The organism is Streptomyces sp. NPDC002446, from assembly GCF_053595675.1.
In genome coordinates, this window is the sequence record NZ_JBSFYC010000074.1 from 20960 (window position 1) to 38815 (window position 17856).

Annotated in this window: 15 protein-coding genes, 1 pseudogene and 1 riboswitch; of the genes and pseudogenes, 5 read left to right on the forward strand and 11 right to left on the reverse strand. The window is 70.7% G+C overall.

Annotated elements, in window-relative coordinates; genetic code table 11:
- Window positions 1-62 precede the first annotated feature (62 nt).
- From ACWD6P_RS30610 to ACWD6P_RS30625, 4 genes are all read right to left on the reverse strand, one after another.
- Entirely contained in the window at window positions 63-752 is a 690-nt protein-coding gene (locus tag ACWD6P_RS30610; protein ID WP_451447417.1) for a GntR family transcriptional regulator, read from the reverse strand.
- A gap of 183 nt (window positions 753-935) precedes the next feature.
- Entirely contained in the window at window positions 936-1736 is an 801-nt protein-coding gene (locus tag ACWD6P_RS30615) for a M23 family metallopeptidase (protein WP_451447418.1), read from the reverse strand.
- Window positions 1737-1749: 13 nt separating this feature from the next.
- Window positions 1750-1905: riboswitch (cyclic di-AMP (ydaO/yuaA leader) on the reverse strand.
- 210 nt (window positions 1906-2115) lie between these two features.
- Entirely contained in the window at window positions 2116-3498 is a 1383-nt protein-coding gene (locus tag ACWD6P_RS30620) for a M16 family metallopeptidase (RefSeq protein ID WP_451447429.1), read from the reverse strand.
- 38 nt (window positions 3499-3536) lie between these two features.
- Window positions 3537-4877, reverse strand: a complete 1341-nt coding sequence (locus ACWD6P_RS30625) for a M16 family metallopeptidase (protein ID WP_451447430.1) — start codon at window positions 4875-4877, stop codon at window positions 3537-3539.
- 300 nt (window positions 4878-5177) lie between these two features.
- Between ACWD6P_RS30625 and ACWD6P_RS30630 the strand changes: the two genes are divergently transcribed.
- Complete coding sequence (locus ACWD6P_RS30630; protein ID WP_451447419.1) at window positions 5178-7625, forward strand: DNA gyrase/topoisomerase IV subunit A; 2448 nt, start codon at window positions 5178-5180, stop codon at window positions 7623-7625.
- Between the two features lie 180 nt (window positions 7626-7805).
- Here the strand turns inward: ACWD6P_RS30630 and ACWD6P_RS30635 are convergent, their stop codons facing one another.
- A complete protein-coding gene (locus ACWD6P_RS30635) occupies window positions 7806-8999 on the reverse strand; it encodes a CobW family GTP-binding protein (RefSeq protein ID WP_451447420.1) in 1194 nt (397 codons plus the stop codon).
- A gap of 143 nt (window positions 9000-9142) precedes the next feature.
- Window positions 9143-10312, reverse strand: a complete 1170-nt coding sequence (locus tag ACWD6P_RS30640; RefSeq protein ID WP_451447421.1) for a citrate synthase/methylcitrate synthase — start codon at window positions 10310-10312, stop codon at window positions 9143-9145.
- Between the two features lie 113 nt (window positions 10313-10425).
- Here ACWD6P_RS30640 and ACWD6P_RS30645 point away from each other — a divergent pair, with 113 nt between their 5' ends.
- The 4 genes from ACWD6P_RS30645 (at window position 10426) to ACWD6P_RS30660 (ending at window position 15803) form a co-directional block, all read left to right on the forward strand.
- Complete coding sequence (locus ACWD6P_RS30645; protein WP_451447422.1) at window positions 10426-11676, forward strand: citrate/2-methylcitrate synthase; 1251 nt, start codon at window positions 10426-10428, stop codon at window positions 11674-11676.
- Window positions 11677-11811: 135 nt separating this feature from the next.
- On the forward strand, window positions 11812-12810 hold the full coding sequence (locus ACWD6P_RS30650) for a sucrase ferredoxin (RefSeq protein ID WP_451447423.1): 999 nt from the start codon (window positions 11812-11814) through the stop codon (window positions 12808-12810).
- 660 nt (window positions 12811-13470) lie between these two features.
- Window positions 13471-15132, forward strand: coding sequence for an ATP-binding protein (locus ACWD6P_RS30655; RefSeq protein ID WP_451447431.1), 1662 nt, complete (start codon window positions 13471-13473; stop codon window positions 15130-15132).
- Window positions 15129-15803: a DUF7342 family protein gene (locus ACWD6P_RS30660; RefSeq protein WP_451447424.1), complete on the forward strand. Its 675-nt coding sequence runs from the start codon at window positions 15129-15131 to the stop codon at window positions 15801-15803. The genes ACWD6P_RS30655 and ACWD6P_RS30660 overlap by 4 nt, the downstream gene beginning before the upstream one ends.
- 172 nt (window positions 15804-15975) lie before the next feature.
- Here ACWD6P_RS30660 and ACWD6P_RS30665 read toward each other — a convergent pair whose 3' ends face one another.
- From ACWD6P_RS30665 to ACWD6P_RS30685, 5 genes and pseudogenes are all read right to left on the reverse strand, one after another.
- Window positions 15976-16650: a response regulator gene (locus tag ACWD6P_RS30665; protein ID WP_451447425.1), complete on the reverse strand. Its 675-nt coding sequence runs from the start codon at window positions 16648-16650 to the stop codon at window positions 15976-15978.
- Entirely contained in the window at window positions 16647-17018 is a 372-nt protein-coding gene (locus ACWD6P_RS30670) for a sensor histidine kinase (RefSeq protein WP_451447426.1), read from the reverse strand. Before ACWD6P_RS30670 ends, ACWD6P_RS30665 begins: the two co-directional genes overlap by 4 nt.
- A 25-nt stretch (window positions 17019-17043) precedes the next feature.
- Complete coding sequence (locus ACWD6P_RS30675; RefSeq protein WP_451447432.1) at window positions 17044-17355, reverse strand: histidine kinase; 312 nt, start codon at window positions 17353-17355, stop codon at window positions 17044-17046.
- Between the two features lie 15 nt (window positions 17356-17370).
- Window positions 17371-17529: a hypothetical protein gene (locus tag ACWD6P_RS30680; RefSeq protein ID WP_451447427.1), complete on the reverse strand. Its 159-nt coding sequence runs from the start codon at window positions 17527-17529 to the stop codon at window positions 17371-17373.
- Window positions 17530-17553: 24 nt separating this feature from the next.
- Window positions 17554-17856: pseudogene (locus tag ACWD6P_RS30685) on the reverse strand (hypothetical protein); the annotation flags it as partial.

Consider the following 17856-nt stretch of genomic DNA (forward strand, 5'->3'; position numbering starts at 1 on the left):
CACCCCGCGGCCTTCGCGCGTTACCGCTCCCCCGCCGCACCCCTTTGTATACGGGGCTCTTGTTAAGAGCGGGCGCGCGCCGTGTTGACGGGCCGTTTCGGATCCCTCACCTCGGTCCTGGCCGGGCGCCGCAGCCGGTACACCGGCAGCGAGCGCTCGATGTGGGCCGCCATCAGGGCGCGGGCGCGTTCCGCGTCCCCCCGGGCCACCGCGTCCAGCACCGCACCGTGCTCGTCCCAGGTCTCGCCGGTCCGGGCCGGCGGCTCCACGGCGTACATCCACTCGATCTTGCGTCGCAGCTGGGTCAGCAGCGCGGTCAGACTGGAGCTGCCGGCGGCCTGGGCGAGCGTCTCGTGGAACCAGCCGTCCAGTTGGCGCAGGTCCGCGGGGTTGCCGTGGCGGGCCCGCTCGCGGCCGAGCCGCACCAGGCCGCGCAGCACCTTGAGGTGGGCCGGGCTGCGACGGGCGGCCGCACGGGCGGCGCCCAGCGGCTCCAGGAGCGCGCGGATGTCCAGGAGATCGGCGGCCTCCTGCTCGGTGGGCTCGGCGACGCAGGCGCCCGCGTGGTGGCGGGTGGTGACAAAGCCCTCCGACTGCAGGGTGCGCAGCGCTTCGCGGACCGGCACCCTGGAGACGCCGTAACGCGCCGCCAGGATCTCCTCGATCAGACGGCTCCCCGGCGCCAGCGCACCGGAGACAATGTCCTCGCGAATCGCCGTGCAGACCGCATGCGCGGAAATATGGCCTCGCATCGTCCGTGCCTCCGCCGTAATCCCCGGGAAACGCCGCCGGTCGGCGACATTTCCGTGACTCTATTCGACCGGGACGGCTTTTCCGACGGACTCCGGTTATTCATGGATATTTTTTGGCCAGCGGACGTGTCCGCTGGCCGGGCGATGCGACAGGTCAGGCGACGCGGAGGGGCCGGTGGTCGGTCAGACGTTGACGCCGTGCGAGCGCAGATACGCGATCGGGTCGATGTCCGAGCCGTAGTCGGGGGTGGTGCGGGCCTCGAAGTGCAGGTGCGGGCCGGTGACGTTGCCGGTGGCACCGGAGAGGCCGAGCTGCCGGCCCGGGGTGACGGTCTCGCCGACCGAGACGGAGAGCGACGACAGGTGGCCGTACTGGGTGTACGTACCGTCGTTCATCTTGACCACGACGTTGTTGCCGTACGCGCCGCCCCAGCCGGCCTCGACCACGGTGCCCGCGCCGACGGCGTGGACGGGGGTCCCGGAGGCGGCGTGGAAGTCGATGCCGGTGTGGCTGCCCGAGGACCACAGGCCGCTGGAGGCCTTGTAGGCGGTGGACACGTAGGAGTCGCCCAGCGGGGCGACGAAGGCGTTGAGGCGCTTGCGCTCGGCCTCGCGGGCGGCGCGCTCCTTGGCCTCGCGCTCGGCCTTGGCCTTCTTCCTGGCCGCCTCGGCGCGCCGCTTGGCCTCCTCGGCCTGCTTCTTGGCGACGGCCTCGGCCTCCGCCTTCGCGGCGGCGATCTCGGCGGCGGCCTGCTGGGCGTCGGCCTGGGCCTCAATGCGGCTGGCGAGCTCGTCACCGAGGACGACGGCCTGCTGCAGCCCGGTGTCCTGGGTACGTGCCTCATCGGTGGCGGCCAGCGCCGGCGAGGCCACGGAGGCGACCACACCGGAGGCCGCGAGGGTGGCTATGCCCGCGATGTTGCGGGTCGAGCGGGCGGTGCGGCTCGCACGACGGTGCTTCCCGGTGGCACGTATGAACGCCATGTGCTGGCTTGTCCTTTCCTTCCTTCTCGCCTACCGGGTTAGCTGACGGGTTCGGAGCAGGAAGGTCTCCTACGGGCTCCTCCGGAGAGGCGCCCGATTCACCCCAGGGGACATGTGGGTCCCCGGCTCCCCTGGCTCGCGCCGTACGGGGACTCGGCGATGACTGTCCGGTGCCACTGTTGTGGCGGAGTTGTGACGAACAGCCGGGCCGACGCTAATCGGGGCAACTTTCGATCGGCAAACGGAACCGCTTTTTTGTGCGGGATGCCACAAGAACCGACCCAACCAGCCATCACAAACCGGACATACGGCGGCTCCCGTGGCGAGTGAACGCCACGGGAGCCGCCGGTCGTACCTGATCTGCCGTCATACGGCGCAACTAGCCGCTGACGACCGTCACCTCGCCCAGGCCCAGCGCCTTCACGGGCTCGGCGATCTGCGCCGCGTCACCCACCAGGACCGTCACCAGCCGGTCCACGGGGAAGGCGTTGACCGCCGCCGCGGTCGCCTCGACCGTGCCGGTCTCCGCGAGCCGGGCGTACAACTGCGCCTGGAAGTCGTCCGGGAGCTGCTGCTCCACCTGGTCGGCCAGCGTGCCGGCGACGGCCGCGGCGGTCTCGTACTTCAGCGGCGCGACCCCGACGAGGTTCTGTACGGCGACATCCCGCTCGTCGTCCGTCAGCCCCTCTGCCGCGAGGGTCCGCAGCACCTTCCACAGGTCCTCCAGCGCCGGGACGGTGGAGGCGGTGTCCACCGAGCCGCTGATGGCAAGCAGCGCGGCGCCCGTGGCCCCCTCTGGGGACGCGGGGGAGGTGGAGCGCAGTACCTGGCCGAAGGCGCGCACCCCGTAGGTGTAGCCCTTCTCCTCCCGCAGCACACGGTCCAGACGGGAGGTGAGGGTGCCGCCCAGGCAGTACGTGCCGAGGACCTGCGCCGGCCACACCCGGTCCTGCCGGTCGGCGCCGATCCGGCCGATGAGCAGCTGCGTCTGCACGGCACCGGGACGGTCGACGATCACCACGCGGCCGGTGTCGTCGGCGACGATCGGCGAGGCCTTCAGCGGCTCGGCCGTCGAGCCGCTCCAGGCACCGAGGGTGTCGGCGAGCGCCGCGTCCAGGTCGACGCCGGTGAAGTCACCGACGATGACGGCGGTGGCCGTGGCGGGCCGCACATGGGCGTCGTAGAAGGCGCGGACGGCCGCGGCGTCGATCCGCGCCACGGTCTCCTCGGTGCCCTGGCGGGGCCGCGACATGCGCGCGGTGGCCGGGAACAGCTCCTTGGACAGCGCCATCGCCGCGCGCCGGGCCGGGTTCGCCAGCTCGTGCGGGATCTCGTCGAGGCGGTTGCGCACCAGCCGCTCGACCTCGCTGTCCGGGAAGGCGGGGGCACGCAGCGCGTCGGCCAGCAGACCGAGCGCGCGCGGCAGCCGGGAGGCCGGGACCTCCAGGGAGACCCGTACGCCGGGGTGGTCGGCGTGGGCGTCCAGCGTGGCGCCGCAGCGCTCCAGCTCGGCCGCGAACTCCTCGGCGTCGTACTTGTCGGTGCCCTCGGACAGGGCGCGCGCCATGATCGTGGCGACGCCGTCCAGGCCCTCGGGCTCCGCGTCCAGCGGCGCGACGAGGTTGACCTCGACGGCGACGACCTGCTGGCCGGGACGGTGACTGGTCAGGAGCGTGAGCCCGTTGGGCAGTTGGCTGCGGTCGGGGGCCGGGAAGGCCCACGGCTTGGGCGCGCCACCCCGGGGCTGGGGGTGGAAGTCCATGCTGCTCATGGCGGACCCTGCGCGGTTGGTGGCGTCGCTCACTGGTCCGCCTCCCCTTCCTCGGTGTCGGCGGCGTCGGTCTGCTCGGTGGGCTCGTAGACCAGCACCGCGCGGTTGTCGGGGCGCAGCCGGGCCTTGGCCACCGCCTGCACCTCCTCGGGAGTGATGTCCAGGACCCGCTGCACGGCGGTCAGCGCGAGCTGCGGGTCACCGAACAGGACGGCGAAGCGGCACAGTTCGTCGGCGCGGCCGTTGACCGTCGCCAGCCGGTCCAGCCACTCGCGCTCCAGCTGGGCCTGCGCGCGCTCCATCTCCTCCGGGGTGGGGCCCTCGGCGGCGAAACGGGCCAGCTCCTCGTCGACGGCGCGCTCGATGTCGGGCACCTCCACACCGCCGGACGTCTTCACGTCCAGCCAGCCCAGCGACGGCGCGCCGGCCAGCCGCAGCAGGCCGAAGCCGGCCGCCACGGCGCTGCGGTCGCGGCGCACCAGCCGGTTGTACAGGCGGGAGGACTCCCCGCCTCCCAGGACCGTCAGCGCCAGGTCCGCGGCGTCCGCCTCACGGGTGCCGTCGTGCGGCAGGCGATAGGCCGCCATCAGGGCGCGGGAGGGCACGTCCTCCTCGACGACCTGGCGGAGCTGGCCGCCGATGACGTCGGGCAGCGTGCCGTCCCGGGGCGGCTGCTTGCCGTCGTGCGAGGGGATCGAACCGAAGTACTTCTCGATCCAGGCCAGCGTCTGCTCGGGGTCGATGTCGCCCACGACCGACAGGACGGCGTTGTTGGGCGCGTAGTACGTACGGAAGAACGCCCGCGCGTCCTCCAGCGAGGCGGCGTCCAGATCGGCCATCGACCCGATGGGCGTGTGGTGGTACGGGTGGCCCTCCGGGTACGCCATGGCCGTCAGCTTCTCGAAGGCCGTGCCGTAGGGGACGTTGTCGTAGCGCTGGCGGCGCTCGTTCTTGACGACGTCGCGCTGGTTCTCCAGGGACTCCTCGTCGAGCGCGGTCAGCAGCGAGCCCATCCGGTCCGCCTCCAGCCAGAGCGCGAGCTCCAGCTCATGGGCGGGCATGGTCTCGAAGTAGTTGGTGCGCTCGAAGCTCGTGGTGCCGTTGAGCGAGCCGCCGGCGCCCTGCACCAGCTCGAAGTGGCCGTTCCCCTTGACCTGGGCGGAGCCCTGGAACATCAGGTGCTCGAAGAGGTGAGCCAGGCCCGTACGACCCTTGACCTCATGGCGGGAGCCGACGTCGTACCACAGGCAGACCGCTGCGACCGGGGTCAGGTGGTCTACGGAGAGCACCACGCGCAGGCCGTTGGCCAGCCGGTGCTCGGTCGCTGTCAGGCCGCCGGAGCCGGCTTGTTCTGTGGCCGTGTGACCCATGGGCATGTACGTCCCTTCGATCCGCTTGCGAGGAAGTTCTGTCACTGTATGCAAGCGCGTCGGCATCTGGCGAAGTTCCCGTCCGACCGGCCCCGATCGTGCGCCGTGCCCGGCCCCGCGGAGCCGAAGGGGGAGTCGCGGTGGGCGTTGTCAGTGGGGCGGTCCACAATGGTCCGCGTCAGACTCAGAGATACCCGCCGGTTGATCCCCCGGCCGATTGACCCGACAGATTGACCGGTGTCGCCCGGACACCGGTTCCCGACATCGGCAGTAGACGCAGCAGAAGGAGCCGCAGCCGCGATGGCCCGCCGCAGCACGAAGACCCCGCCGCCGGACGACTTCGAGGAGAGGATCCTCGACATCGACGTCGTCGACGAGATGCAGGGTTCCTTCCTCGAGTACGCGTATTCGGTCATCTACTCGCGCGCCCTGCCGGACGCCCGCGACGGCCTCAAGCCCGTGCACCGCCGCATCCTCTACCAGATGAACGAGATGGGCCTGCGCCCCGACCGCGGCTACGTCAAGTGCGCCCGGGTCGTCGGCGAGGTCATGGGCAAGCTCCACCCGCACGGCGACGCGTCCATCTACGACGCCCTGGTGCGCATGGCGCAGCCGTTCTCGATGCGGGTGCCCCTGGTGGACGGCCACGGCAACTTCGGCTCCCTGGGCAACGACGACCCGCCCGCGGCCATGCGGTACACCGAGTGCCGGATGGCGTCCGCGACGTCCCTGATGACGGAGTCGATCGACGAGGACACCGTCGACTTCGCACCGAACTACGACGGCCAGGAGCGGGAGCCGGTCGCCCTGCCTGCCGCCTACCCGAACCTCCTCGTCAACGGGGCGTCCGGCATCGCCGTCGGTATGGCCACGAACATGCCGCCGCACAACCTGGGCGAGGTCATCGCTGCGGCCCGCCATCTGATCAAGCACCCCAACGCCGACCTCGACACCCTGATGCGCTTCGTGCCCGGCCCGGACCTGCCGACGGGCGGCCGGATCGTGGGCCTCGGCGGCGTACGGGACGCATACGAGAAGGGCCGCGGCACGTTCAAGATCCGCGCGACGGTGACGGTGGAGAGCGTCACCGCCCGCCGCAAGGGCCTGGTCGTGACCGAACTCCCCTTCACGGTCGGTCCCGAGAAGGTCATCTCCAAGATCAAGGATCTTGTCGGGGCGAAGCGGCTCCAGGGCATCGCGGACGTCAAGGACCTCACGGACCGCGAGCACGGTCTGCGCCTGGTGATCGAGGTCAAGAACGGCTTCAACCCCGAGGCCGTCCTGGAGCAGCTCTACAAGCTCACGCCGATGGAGGAGTCCTTCGGCATCAACAACGTCGCGCTGGTCGACGGCCAGCCGCTGACGCTGGGCCTCAAGGAGCTGCTGGAGGTCTACGTCGACCACCGCTTCGACGTGGTGCGCCGGCGCAGCGAGTTCCGGCGCGGCAAGCGGCGCGACCGGCTCCATCTGGTCGAGGGCCTGCTGACGGCCCTGGTGGACATCGACGAGGTGATCCGCCTGATCCGCTCCAGCGAGAACAGCGCACAGGCCAAGGAGCGGCTGATGGAGCGCTTCTCGCTGAGCGACATCCAGACGCAGTACATCCTCGACACCCCGCTGCGCCGGCTGACCAAGTTCGACCGTATCGAGCTGGAGTCGGAGCGTGACCGGCTGCAGGAGGAGATCGAGAAGCTGACCCGGATCCTGGAGTCGGACGCCGAGCTGCGCAAGCTGGTGTCCAACGAGCTGGCCGCGGTCGCCAAGAAGTACGGCACGGACCGGCGCACTGTCCTGCTGGAGTCGGCGGGCGCCTCGGTCGGCGCGGTGCCGCTGGAGGTCGCCGACGACCCGTGCCGGGTGCTGCTGTCCTCGACGGGGCTGCTGGCGCGCACGGTCACCGGCGAGGTGCCCTTCGACGTCGACGCCAAGCGCGTCAAGCACGATGTGATCGTCTCGGCGGTGCCGGCGACGACCCGTGGCGAGGTGGGCGCGGTGACGTCCCTGGGCCGGCTGCTGCGGCTCTCGGTGATCGATCTGCCGCAGCTCCCGGAGACGGCGGCCTCGCCCAGCCTCTCCGGTGGCGCACAGCTCTCGGAGTTCCTGACGCTCCAGGACGGCGAGGAGCTGATCTGCCTCACCACCCTGGACGAGTCCTCACCGGGCCTGGCGCTCGGCACGGAGCAGGGCGTCGTCAAGCGGGTGGTGCCCGACTACCCCGCCAACAAGGACGAGTTGGAAGTCATCACCCTCAAGGAGGGCGACCGCATCGTAGGCGCGGCAGAGCTGCGCACCGGTGAGGAGGACCTGGTCTTCATCACCGACGAGGCGCAGCTGCTGCGCTATCCGGCGTCGCAGGTACGGCCGCAGGGCCGCCCCGCGGGCGGTATGGCGGGCATCAAGCTGGGCGAGGGCGCGAAGGTGATCTCGTTCTCGGCGGTCGACCCGGCCGCCGACGCCATGGTGTTCACCGTCGCCAGCTCGCACGGCACGCTCGACGACTCGGTGGCGACGGCCAAGCTCACCCCGTTCGACCAGTACCCGCGCAAGGGGAGGGCCACCGGCGGCGTGCGCTGCCAGCGCTTCCTGAAGGGCGAGGACTGTCTGACCCAGGCGTGGGCCGTAGCGGCGCCGGTACGCGCCGCGGACGCCAAGGGCGCCCCGGTGGCCCTGCCGGAGGCCGATCCGCGACGGGACGGCTCAGGAGTACCGCTGGCCAAGCCGGTGGCGGCCCTGGCGGGACCGGTGTAGGCGACACCGCCACGCGACGCCGACGGGCGCCGTCAGGCCGGTGAACACCCGGCCCGACGGCGCCCGCCCGCATCTTCCCCAGCGGCACCCCTCAGCCGCTGCGCCCTTCCGCTCCCTCGGCCTCCCCCTGCTCTGCTCTCCTCGCTCTGCTCTCCTCCTCAGGGGTCGTCCACGCGTCCCTCAGAGGTCGTCCTCACGGGCAGCCACATACCGCAGCACGCCCCACATGCTGTTCACATCGGCATCCGAGGGGCCGGTCTCACGGCAGTTCTCCAGCTCCTTGCGCAGCGCCGGCACGTCGATGCCGCTGCCGATCATGACGAGCTGGGTGCACCGTTCCTCGCCCTTCGGCCACGGCGCAGGGTAGAAGCGCAGGAAGTCGCCGACCGCGTGCAGCGTGAACTTCTGACGGTTCTCCGGGACGTCGAAGTGGACGAAGCCCTTGATGCGGTAGAGGCCGGCCGGCCGACTGTCGAGGAAGGCCATGAGACGGCGCGGATGCATCGGCTCGGACGAGGTGAACTCGACGCTCTGATAGGCGGCGTGGAGATGACCGGTCTGGCATGAGTGGTGCGCGTGCTCGGGATGACCACAGTGGCCATCGGCGTGTGCGCTGTGGCCCTCGCTGTGAACACCGTGGTCCTCGCCGTGGCCACCGTGGTCCTCACCGTGGCCAAAGTGCTCCTCGGCGTGACCGGCCGGCCCGCCGTTCGCCGCGGCCTCACGCAGCAGATCCTCGAACGACAGCTGACGCACGGACGCGTCGAGGTCCTCCCCCGCTCCACGGTCGAAGAACAGCTCAGGATCTACCCGCCCGTATGCCGTGCAGATCACCGGCCGGCCGGGAGCGAGCTCCGCGAGCCGGTCCATGAGTGCCTTGCGCGCCACCTCGTCGATCCGGTCGGCCTTGTTGAGCACCACGATGTCGGCGATACCCACGTGCCGGTCCAGTTCGGGATGCCGGGCCCGGGTGTCATCGAACTCGGCGGCGTCCACGACCTCGATCAGCCCGCCGTAGACGATCCGGTCGTTGTCGCTGGCGAGGATCATCCGGATGAGTTCCTGCGGCTCGGCCAGCCCGCTGGCCTCGATGACGATCACGTCTATACGGGCGGCGGGGCGGGCCAGCCGCTCCAGATAGGTGTCCAGCTCGCTGGTGTCGACCGCACAGCACAGACAGCCGTTTCCGAGCGACACCATCGAGTCCACCTGCCCGGCGACCGTCATGGCATCGATCTCGATGCTGCCGAAGTCATTGACGATCGCGCCGATACGGGTGCCGTCACCGGCGCCGAGCAGATGGTTGAGGAGGGTGGTCTTGCCCGACCCGAGGAACCCGGCGAGCACGACGACCGGGATCTGTTGCGTGGCCAAGGGGCGCCTCCATGGTGCGGGTGGCGGGCCGCACGGACCGGCGGCGAACGAGCTGTCGATCGTAACGGACCACCGCCGGCCCGGCGCTCGGCCGGCCCCCTTGGCTCCTGGCCTGGCTGCCGGCTCGGCTGCCGGCCCGGCTCCTAGAGGGGCGCGACGGCGGGCAGCGGCTGCGGCGGAGGCGGGCCGACATACCGGGCCGCCGGGCGAATGATCTTCGAATCCTCCGCCTGCTCCAGGATGTTGGCGCTCCAGCCGATGACACGGGCCGCGCAGAACGTGGGCGTGAACATCTCGCGCGGCAGCCCGCACAGCTCCATGACGACGCCCGCGTAGAACTCCACGTTGATGTGCAGCTCGCGCCCCGGCTTGAGCTCGGCCAGCAGCGCCTCGGCCCTCGCCTCCACCTGGACGGCGAATTCCACCAGCGGGCCACCGTAGCCCTCCGCGATTCCGCGCAGCATCCGGGAGCGCGGGTCCTCGGTGCGGTAGACGGGGTGGCCGAATCCCATGATCCGCTCGCCGCGCAGCACACGGTCGCGGATCCAGTCGTCGATACGGTCCGGTGTGCCGATGGCATCGAGGGTGTCCAGTGCGCGGCTCGGCGCACCACCGTGCAACGGGCCGGAGAGCGCACCGATGGCACCGACGAGGCAGGCCGCGAGGTCGGCGCCGGTGGACGTGATGACGCGCGCGGTGAAGGTGGAGGCGTTGAAGCCATGGTCAATGGTCGAGATCAGATAGGCCTCGATCGCCCGCACCCGCTCCGGCTCCGGCTCCTCACCGGTGAGCATGTAGAGGTAATTGGCAGCGTGGCTGAGGTCCGCGCGCGGCTCCACTGGCTGCTGCCCCTGGGCAAGCCGGTGGAGCGCGGTGAGCAGGGTGGGTACGGCGGCACAGGCGGCAAGGGCGTCGGCCCGCCGCTGGTCGGCATCGAGGTCGTACAGAGGCCGGAAGCCTGCCGTCGCGCCGAGCAATGAGAGCGCGCTGCGCAGCCCGGCGAGCGGGCCGGCCAGCGCACCGGCCTGGGCGAGGGCGGGCAGCGCATCGCGTACGGCGCCGGGCAGCGGACGCAGTGCGGCGGTCTGCGCTGTGAAGGCCGCCAGCTGCCCGGCGTCGGGGAGCTCGCCGTGGAACATCAGGTACCAGACGTCCTCGAAGCTGCGGCTCACGGCCAGCTCGACGGCGGAGTACTGACGGTAGTGGTAGAAGCCCTCGAGGTCCCGGACATCGCCCAGTTGGGTCTCGGTGACGATGACGCCCGCGAGTCCACGGGGCGCATCGATCGGTGCGTTCGCCTCGGCGATCGGCATGGCGGATCTCCTTGTTCTTCCTTCCCCGAATATTGATCCGACTATCTATGCTTGACTCAATACTCGTCAACATTGATTGAATCAATGCATGCGCACCTGGATACGGTGACCTCATGGCGGATCAAGACACCACGCAGGACCAGGACACAGCTGGGCGACGGTTGAGCACCCGGGAAGCCTCCGACCGGCTCGGCGTGAAGCCCGAGACCCTGTACGCGTATGTCAGCCGCGGCCAGCTGACCAGCCGCCGCGAGCCGGGCAGCCGAGGCAGCACCTTCGACGCGAAGGAGGTCGAGGCACTGGCCCGCCGTAGTGGCCGACGCGAAACACCCACCTCCAGCGGGGAGTTGGCGATCCGCACCGGCATCACCCTCATCGACCGCGGCCACTGCTACTACCGCGGCGTCGACACCTCCGAGCTCGCCGCCCACTACAGCTACGAGGAAGTCGCCGAGTGGCTGTGGACCGGCGAGATGCGCCGCGGCATCCGCTTCACAGCGCCACACGACGCACTGTCCGCGGCCCGCCGCGCCGTGGAAGCACTGCCGGCGCACAGTGGGCCGATGGACCGACTGCGGGTCGCGGTGATCGCCGCGGCGGCCGCCGACCCGCTCCGCTTCGACCTGTCCGAAGACGTCGTCCTCGACACCGCCCGCAGCCTGATCCCTACCCTCGTCGACGCCCTGCCGTCGCAGGCTCCTGACCAGTCCGCCGCCGCGCTGGCACCGCGGCTGTGGTCACGCCTGACGACCGAGAAGGCCGACCCCGCATCGCTGCGCGTCCTGGATGCCGCGCTGGTTCTGCTCATGGATCACGACCTCGCCGCCTCGACCCTCGCGGTCCGGGTCGCCGCCTCCGCACGTGCGCATCCGTACGCGATCGTTTCGGCCGGCTTCGGGGCGCTGGACGGCGCACTGCACGGTGCGGCGAGCGGACTCGCCCACCGCCTGCTGCTTGAGGTGCTGGACCGCGGCAGCGCGGCCGCCGTCGTCGCCGACCATCTGCGAGCCGGCCGCCGGGTCCCGGGCCTGGGCCATCGCCTCTACCCAGGTGAGGACCCCCGCGCCCGCGCCCTCTTCGGACTACTGGAAGACGTACCGCGAGCCCGCCCGGTACTCCAGGCAGCCCGCGAAGTGATCACCACCACCGCCCGTCACACGGAGCTGCACGCCAACGTCGACCTGGCGCTGGCCGTGCTGTCCGTCGCGACCGGTATGCCGAGCGAGGCAGGTGAGACCATCTTTGCCATTGCGCGCACAGCCGGCTGGATCGCCCACGCCCTCGAGGAGTACGACGAGCCCCCCGCCCGCATGCGGCCCATCGGCCAGTACCGCGGCCCGAAGCCACCACAGCCGATGCCCTGAGCGGGGTGACCGGCAGTTCGGGCGCCGCTCAACCGCCCAAGGACCGGGCTTCAGCCAGGCCGTTCCCACGGACGCACAACCCGCGATACCCCCTCGGGAGTACGGCACTCAGCAGATGAGGTTAGGCTCACCTATGTGAGTACCTGCGCCACCGCTTCCCGTGATGCGGCCGAACCTCTTGCCGGTACGGCGGCCACTGCCCAGACCTGGCTGCTCATCGAGCAGACCGGGCCGTGGGGAGCCAACGCGCTGACGGACAGCCACCTTGACCCTGACATCGGCCGAGCCCTGGAGTCCGCGGCAGAGGGGACGGGCGTACGCGTCGCCCTCATCCGCAGACCGGGACGCCATGCCGACTGCCACACCACCTCCCGGCGCCGCATGTTTCTCGCGCACACCGCACCGGGCCGCTCATGGATCCGCACGACCACGGTCACCGACCCTTGCACGGCCCTTGGGCTGAACTTCACCGCCCTGGGAGCCGGGGAGCATGCCGGCCTCTGGGAGCCGTACACCGGCGATCCGCTCGTCCTCGTGTGCACCAACGGAAAGCGGGACCGCTGTTGCGCCCTCCTCGGCCGCCCGCTCGCCGCGGAACTCGTCGCCGCCGGAACCGAGGCCTGGGAAGTCACCCACATCGGTGGCCACCGCTTCTCCCCCACCCTCTTCGTCCTCCCCTACGGCTACGCCTACGGGCGCGCCTCGGCCCCGCTGGTCAAGGAAGCCGTGGAGTCGGCGCGCGACGGACGGATCGCGCTCGACCACTGCCGTGGCCGCTCGGCGTGGGACCGCCCTGCCCAGGCCGCCGACCTCGCGGTCCGGGAGCTCATTCGGGAGGACCGCGCGGACGCACTCGACGTCATACGGACCGACGCGGTGCGGCCCGAACTGCTGCCGGCCGACGACCGGACGCCTCATAGGGGGCCGGCTGCGGGCGCGCTCCCCGCCTGGGCGGTCTCCGTTGCGCATGCGGACGGCCGCACCTGGCGGGTGGTCGTTCAACAGCGGACCGACAGCGCTCCGGCGCCCGCTAGCTGTGGTGCGCCGCTCGGTCCACCGGCGCGGATGGCGATTGCTTCCATCACCACCCTCCCAGGTACGGCCCAAACAAGGGCGACAGCAGCCTGTAGCTGACCCTGCGTACCGCTTCGGGCGCGCGCCCGAAGCGGTACCGGTACTTCTCGCCTCCTTTGTCGACCGGGCCTCACGGGGAGTCCGTCCCGCGACCGGGTCGCCGGCACCTGGAGAGCACACGAGCTGCTCAGCAGCACCCGGCCGCTTCAGGACCCAGGCAGCCAGCCCCAGGCCGAGCAACGCCCCCACCGCGTGCCACGCCACGATCCTGCGCCCGCCGCCCCGCACTGACGCGCGCCACGCCCCTTTCCTGTCCCCCGTGGACCACATGACTGCTCCCCTCTGCGCACCCCATCGCATGCGCGTTTCTCATCCGGCCGGAATCGGCATCACACTGCGAGGCTAGGCGCGTACTGTCCGCGATCGAAAGGCCTGTGGATAACCGCCCGCTGCCCTTCCACCACCATCCACAGCCGCTGCGAGTCGTCGCCCGAACACCCTCCGAATTGCGCCCGCCGGGGATTACCAAACCGGCCGCCGCCGCACTTACTGTTCGTTGCTATGGGCGAGAAGGATGCGTCAGCTCCGCGCCCGAGTGGCGCTGGGCTCTCGGGTCCCGCGGCGTTGCCCACCGACGCGTCGGCCTCCGCCCCCACGCCCAAGCTGCGCCGGCCAAGGCCACGCCTGGGCTGGCCGCGCCGCGTGTTCTCCCAGGTCCTGATGGTGCAGCTGGCCATAGCCACAGGAGTCACGGCACTGGCAACCGGTCTCTTCCTCGCCCCGCTCAGCGCACAACTCGACGATCAGGCGATGCGCCGTGCACTCGCCATCGCACAGACCACCGCCGCCGCGCCACGGCTCGACGACGCCCTGGAGTCCTCTCGGCCGAGCCGCCACGGCCCCCTCCAGAACGAGGCGGAGCGGATCCGCGTCGCCACTGGTGCCGAGTACGTGGTGATCATGGACAAGCGCGGTGTCCGGTGGTCCCACACCGACCCGGACGAGATCGGGCACCACGTCTCCACCGACCCCAGCGCCGTGCTCTCCGGTCAGGAGGTCATCCAGATCGACGAGGGCACCCTCGGCCGCACCGCACGCGGCAAAGTCCCGCTGCGCGACGAGAACGGCAAGGTCGTCGGCGCCGTGTCGGTCGGCATCGCTTACGAGAGCGTGCAGGAACGGCTGCTCTCCACCGTCCCCCAGCTGCTCGCCTACGCGGGCGGGGCGCTCGCCGTCGGCGCGCTCGCCGCCTACCTCGTCGCTCGCCGCCTTCAGCGCCGCACCCATGACCTGGCCTTCTCCGACATTTCCGCGCTGCTCGCCGAGCGCGAGGCGATGCTGCACGGCATCCGTGAAGGATTCCTCGCACTCGACAAGCGCGGACGGATCCGCCTGATGAACGACGAGGCGCAGCGCCTCCTCGACCTGCACGACGAGGACATCGGCCGCCCTTTGGACGAGGCCCTGCCACCGGGCCGTACCACCGACGTACTGGCCGGCCGTGTTTCGGGAGCGGACCTGCTGGCCGTAAGCGGCCACCGGGTCCTGGTGGCAAACCGCATGCCGACCGACGACGGGGGTGCGGTGGTCACCTTGCGCGACCGCACCGAGTTGGAGCGGCTGGGCCGCGAACTCGACGGCACCCGCGGTCTGATCGATGCCCTTCGCGCCCAGGACCACGAGCACGCCAACCGGCTGCACACGCTCCTCGGCCTGCTCGAACTGGGGCTGAGCGAAGAGGCCGTGGAGTTTGTGACACAGGCCGTGGGCGTGCATCGGGCGACCGCGGAACAGGTCACCGAGCGCATTCACGATCCTCTGCTCGCCGCCCTGTTGGTGGGCAAGGCCACCGTCGCCACCGAACGGGGCGCTTCCTTGCGCATCGCGCCCGATACCCACCTCCCCGACCGGCTAGTCGACCCGCACAGCCTGGTCACCGTTCTCGGGAACCTCGTCGACAACGCCCTGGACGCCACGGCCGGTGAGCACGACGCCCAACTGGAGGTCGAGGTCCGAGCCGATGGCCGCACCGCCGTCGTTCGCGTCAGCGACAACGGACCAGGAGTTCCCGAGTCGCGACGTACGGACATCTTCACCGAGGGGTGGACCACCAAGGAGCCGCCCGCGCACGGACAGCGCGGCATCGGCCTGGCACTCGTCCGCCGGCTCGCCGAGCGCTACGGAGGCAGCGCCGAGGTCGGCGAACGGCCCGGTGGTGGCGCGGTGTTCACCGTGACCGTCCCAGACGCGTTGGCCGAGGAACCTCCCCAGCCGGCTGAAGCACCCCACCAGGAAGCGGTCATGGACACTCACGCCACCGGGCGGGACGAAGGCACCGAGGACGCTCACCCTGCCGAAGACGTCAAGGAGGCCAGGCGATGATCGACGTACTGGTCGTGGACGACGATGTGCAGGTCGCGCGGATCAACGCGGCGTATGTCGCCAAAGTTGAAGGGTTCCGCGTCAGTTGCCTGGCGCACACCGCCGCCGACGCCCTCGCCGCCCTGGAGACGCACCCCGTCGATCTGATCCTGCTGGACCACTACCTGCCCGACAGAACAGGACTTCAACTGGTCGGTGACCTGCGGAGGCGCGGCCTGCTCACCGATGTGATCATGGTGACCGCGGCTCGCGATATCGCGACCGTACAGGCCGCGATGCGGCACGGCGCTCTGCAGTATCTGGTCAAGCCGTTCACCTTCGCGGGCCTGCGCTCCAAATTGGAGGGCTACGCCGCCCTGCACCGTACGTTCGCGGGCGGCGGGCAGGCGGAGCAGTCCGAAGTGGACCGGATCTTCGGGGCGTTGGGTGCCGCCAACGCCGGTCCCGCCGAGTTGCCCAAGGGCCACTCCACCGCCACCGCCGACCGCGTGCGCTCGGTGCTGCGCTCCGCGGACACCCCTCTGTCAGCCCAGGACGTCGCCGTCCAGGCGGGGCTGAGCCGACAGACCGCCCAGCGCTACCTCAAGCTCCTGGAGCGGGCCGGACGGGTACGCCTCACCCTCAGGTACGGCGAGACCGGCCGCCCGGAACACCGCTACGACTGGGTGTGACGTTCGTCCGGCGGATCAGAACCCCAGCGCTTCAAGCCACCCCCGCGTCGTCCAGCTGACCCACCCAGTGGCGAGAGCGTCGTATCGAGCACCGACGAGCGGCACGCTCCCTGGCTCACCGACCAGGCAGCCGTCCCTCTCTGCCCGACTCTGCCGACGAACTCCCGATGAGCTATCCGGGCGGCTGCGCGAGACCGTGGCGGTAGGCGTAGCGGACGGCCTGGGTCCGGTCCCGCAGGCCCGCTTTTGCGAAGAGGTTGTTGATGTGGGTCTTCACAGTCGCGGTGGAGACGTGCAGCGTGCGCGCGATCTCCGGGTTGGGCTGGCCGTCGGCGACCAGCCGCAGCACCTCCACCTCACGGGCGGTCAGCCCGTCCGGTGGCTCCACGGGCGGTTGCGGCTCGCTGTGTGGGGGATCCGTGACGCGCTCCAGGAGCCTGCGCTGGATCTTCGGCGACAGCCCGGCCTCGCCCGAGAGCACATCGTCGATGGCACGGACGATCTCGTCGCCGTCCGCGTCCTTGGTCAGGTAGCCGCGGGCGCCGGCCTGCAAGGCGGGGAAGAGCGAGTCGTCGTCGGCATACGTGGTGAGCACCACGACCTGGGTACCGGGGTGGTCGGCGCGGATGCGACGGGTGGCTTCGACGCCGTCGCAGCGTGGCATGCGAAGGTCCATCAGGGCGACTTCGGGGGCGAGTTCGACGACCATACGGACCGCTGCCTCGCCGTCTGCGGCCGATCCGACGACCTCGATGCCTGGCAGCAGCCCCAGCAGCATCACGATGCCCTCGCGCACCACCGTCTGGTCGTCGACGACCACCACCCGGGCCACCGCATGTGCCGTCATGCGGGCACCCGCAACCGCACCACGAAACCCTCCTCACCGGGTCCGGACTCCAGTGTTCCGCCAAGGAGTTCGGCGCGTTCCCGCATCCCGAGCAGACCGTACCCGGAACCGCTGCCGGCGAGCTCACCGGTCTGCTCACGGCCGCCGAAGTCGCGTACCTCAAGGCCCACGTCCTCCGCCGCGTACTCCAGCAGCACGTTCACCCGGGCGCCCGGAGCATGCTTGCGCACGTCCGTCAGCGCCTCCTGGGCGACTCGACGGACCGTGAGGCCGGCCTCGGCCGGCAGGGCGTGAGCCTGGCCCGTAACGTCCAGCCGAGCGCCCTCAGCGGCCGCCAGACGGCCCAGGAAGTCCTCGACCGGGACCAACTCCCCGCGGAGGGCGGAAAGCGCCTCACGGTGCCTTCCAGCCCTTCACGGGCCATCCCCCGCATGCCACCACCCGTTCCAGGAGCTGTTCACGCTCTGCCTCGAGGTCACTGCTGCGCTGGATCAGCAGCCGAACCGCCTCCAGGTGCACCAGCTGGGCGCTGAGACTGTGAGCAAGGACGTCGTGGACCTCTCGTGCGATGCGCCCACGTTCGACCAGTGCCGCCGATTCGGCCTCGGCCTTACGGGCGGCCCGTTCCTGGGTCAGTAGCCGCCGGGCGTTGCCGCGCGCCTCGGCGCCCAGCCGTACGACATAGCCCCCAAGCCAGGCCCGCAGTGGTCGCGGTGGTCGTCACTTGGTCCACACCACGCCGTCCTCGTCCGTCCAGATGTGCGTCGTCCAGGCCCAGCCCGCGCCGCAGGCCAGCCCGATGAGGAGCTCCACGGCGAGCAGGACGGCGGATGACGTGTGGTGGTGCGGGTCCAGGAGACCGGGTTGTCTCAGCGCCATGACCGTCAGGACGACTGGGATCAGTCACCGCTTCCGGCCCTCGGAAGTGAGGGGCTGTGCCTTGAACGGCCGGATGAACACGAATGCGACGACCGCGATGATCACACCGACGTTGAGCAGGCCGCTCATGACCTGAGCCTCCGTAGGACGGTGGGTTTCGACCTCTCCGACGCCATGGAGAGCGGCGGCCGTCCGGATCGGAGCAAGGGTGGGGCGCGGGTGGAAATGACGTCGGGCGCCTCTCCACCCCAGGGTGCCCTCGTCGAGGAGTGCGCGCAGCCGTGCCGCGTCGATGCCGACCACGGCCGCCATGCCGCCGCCCCGTGC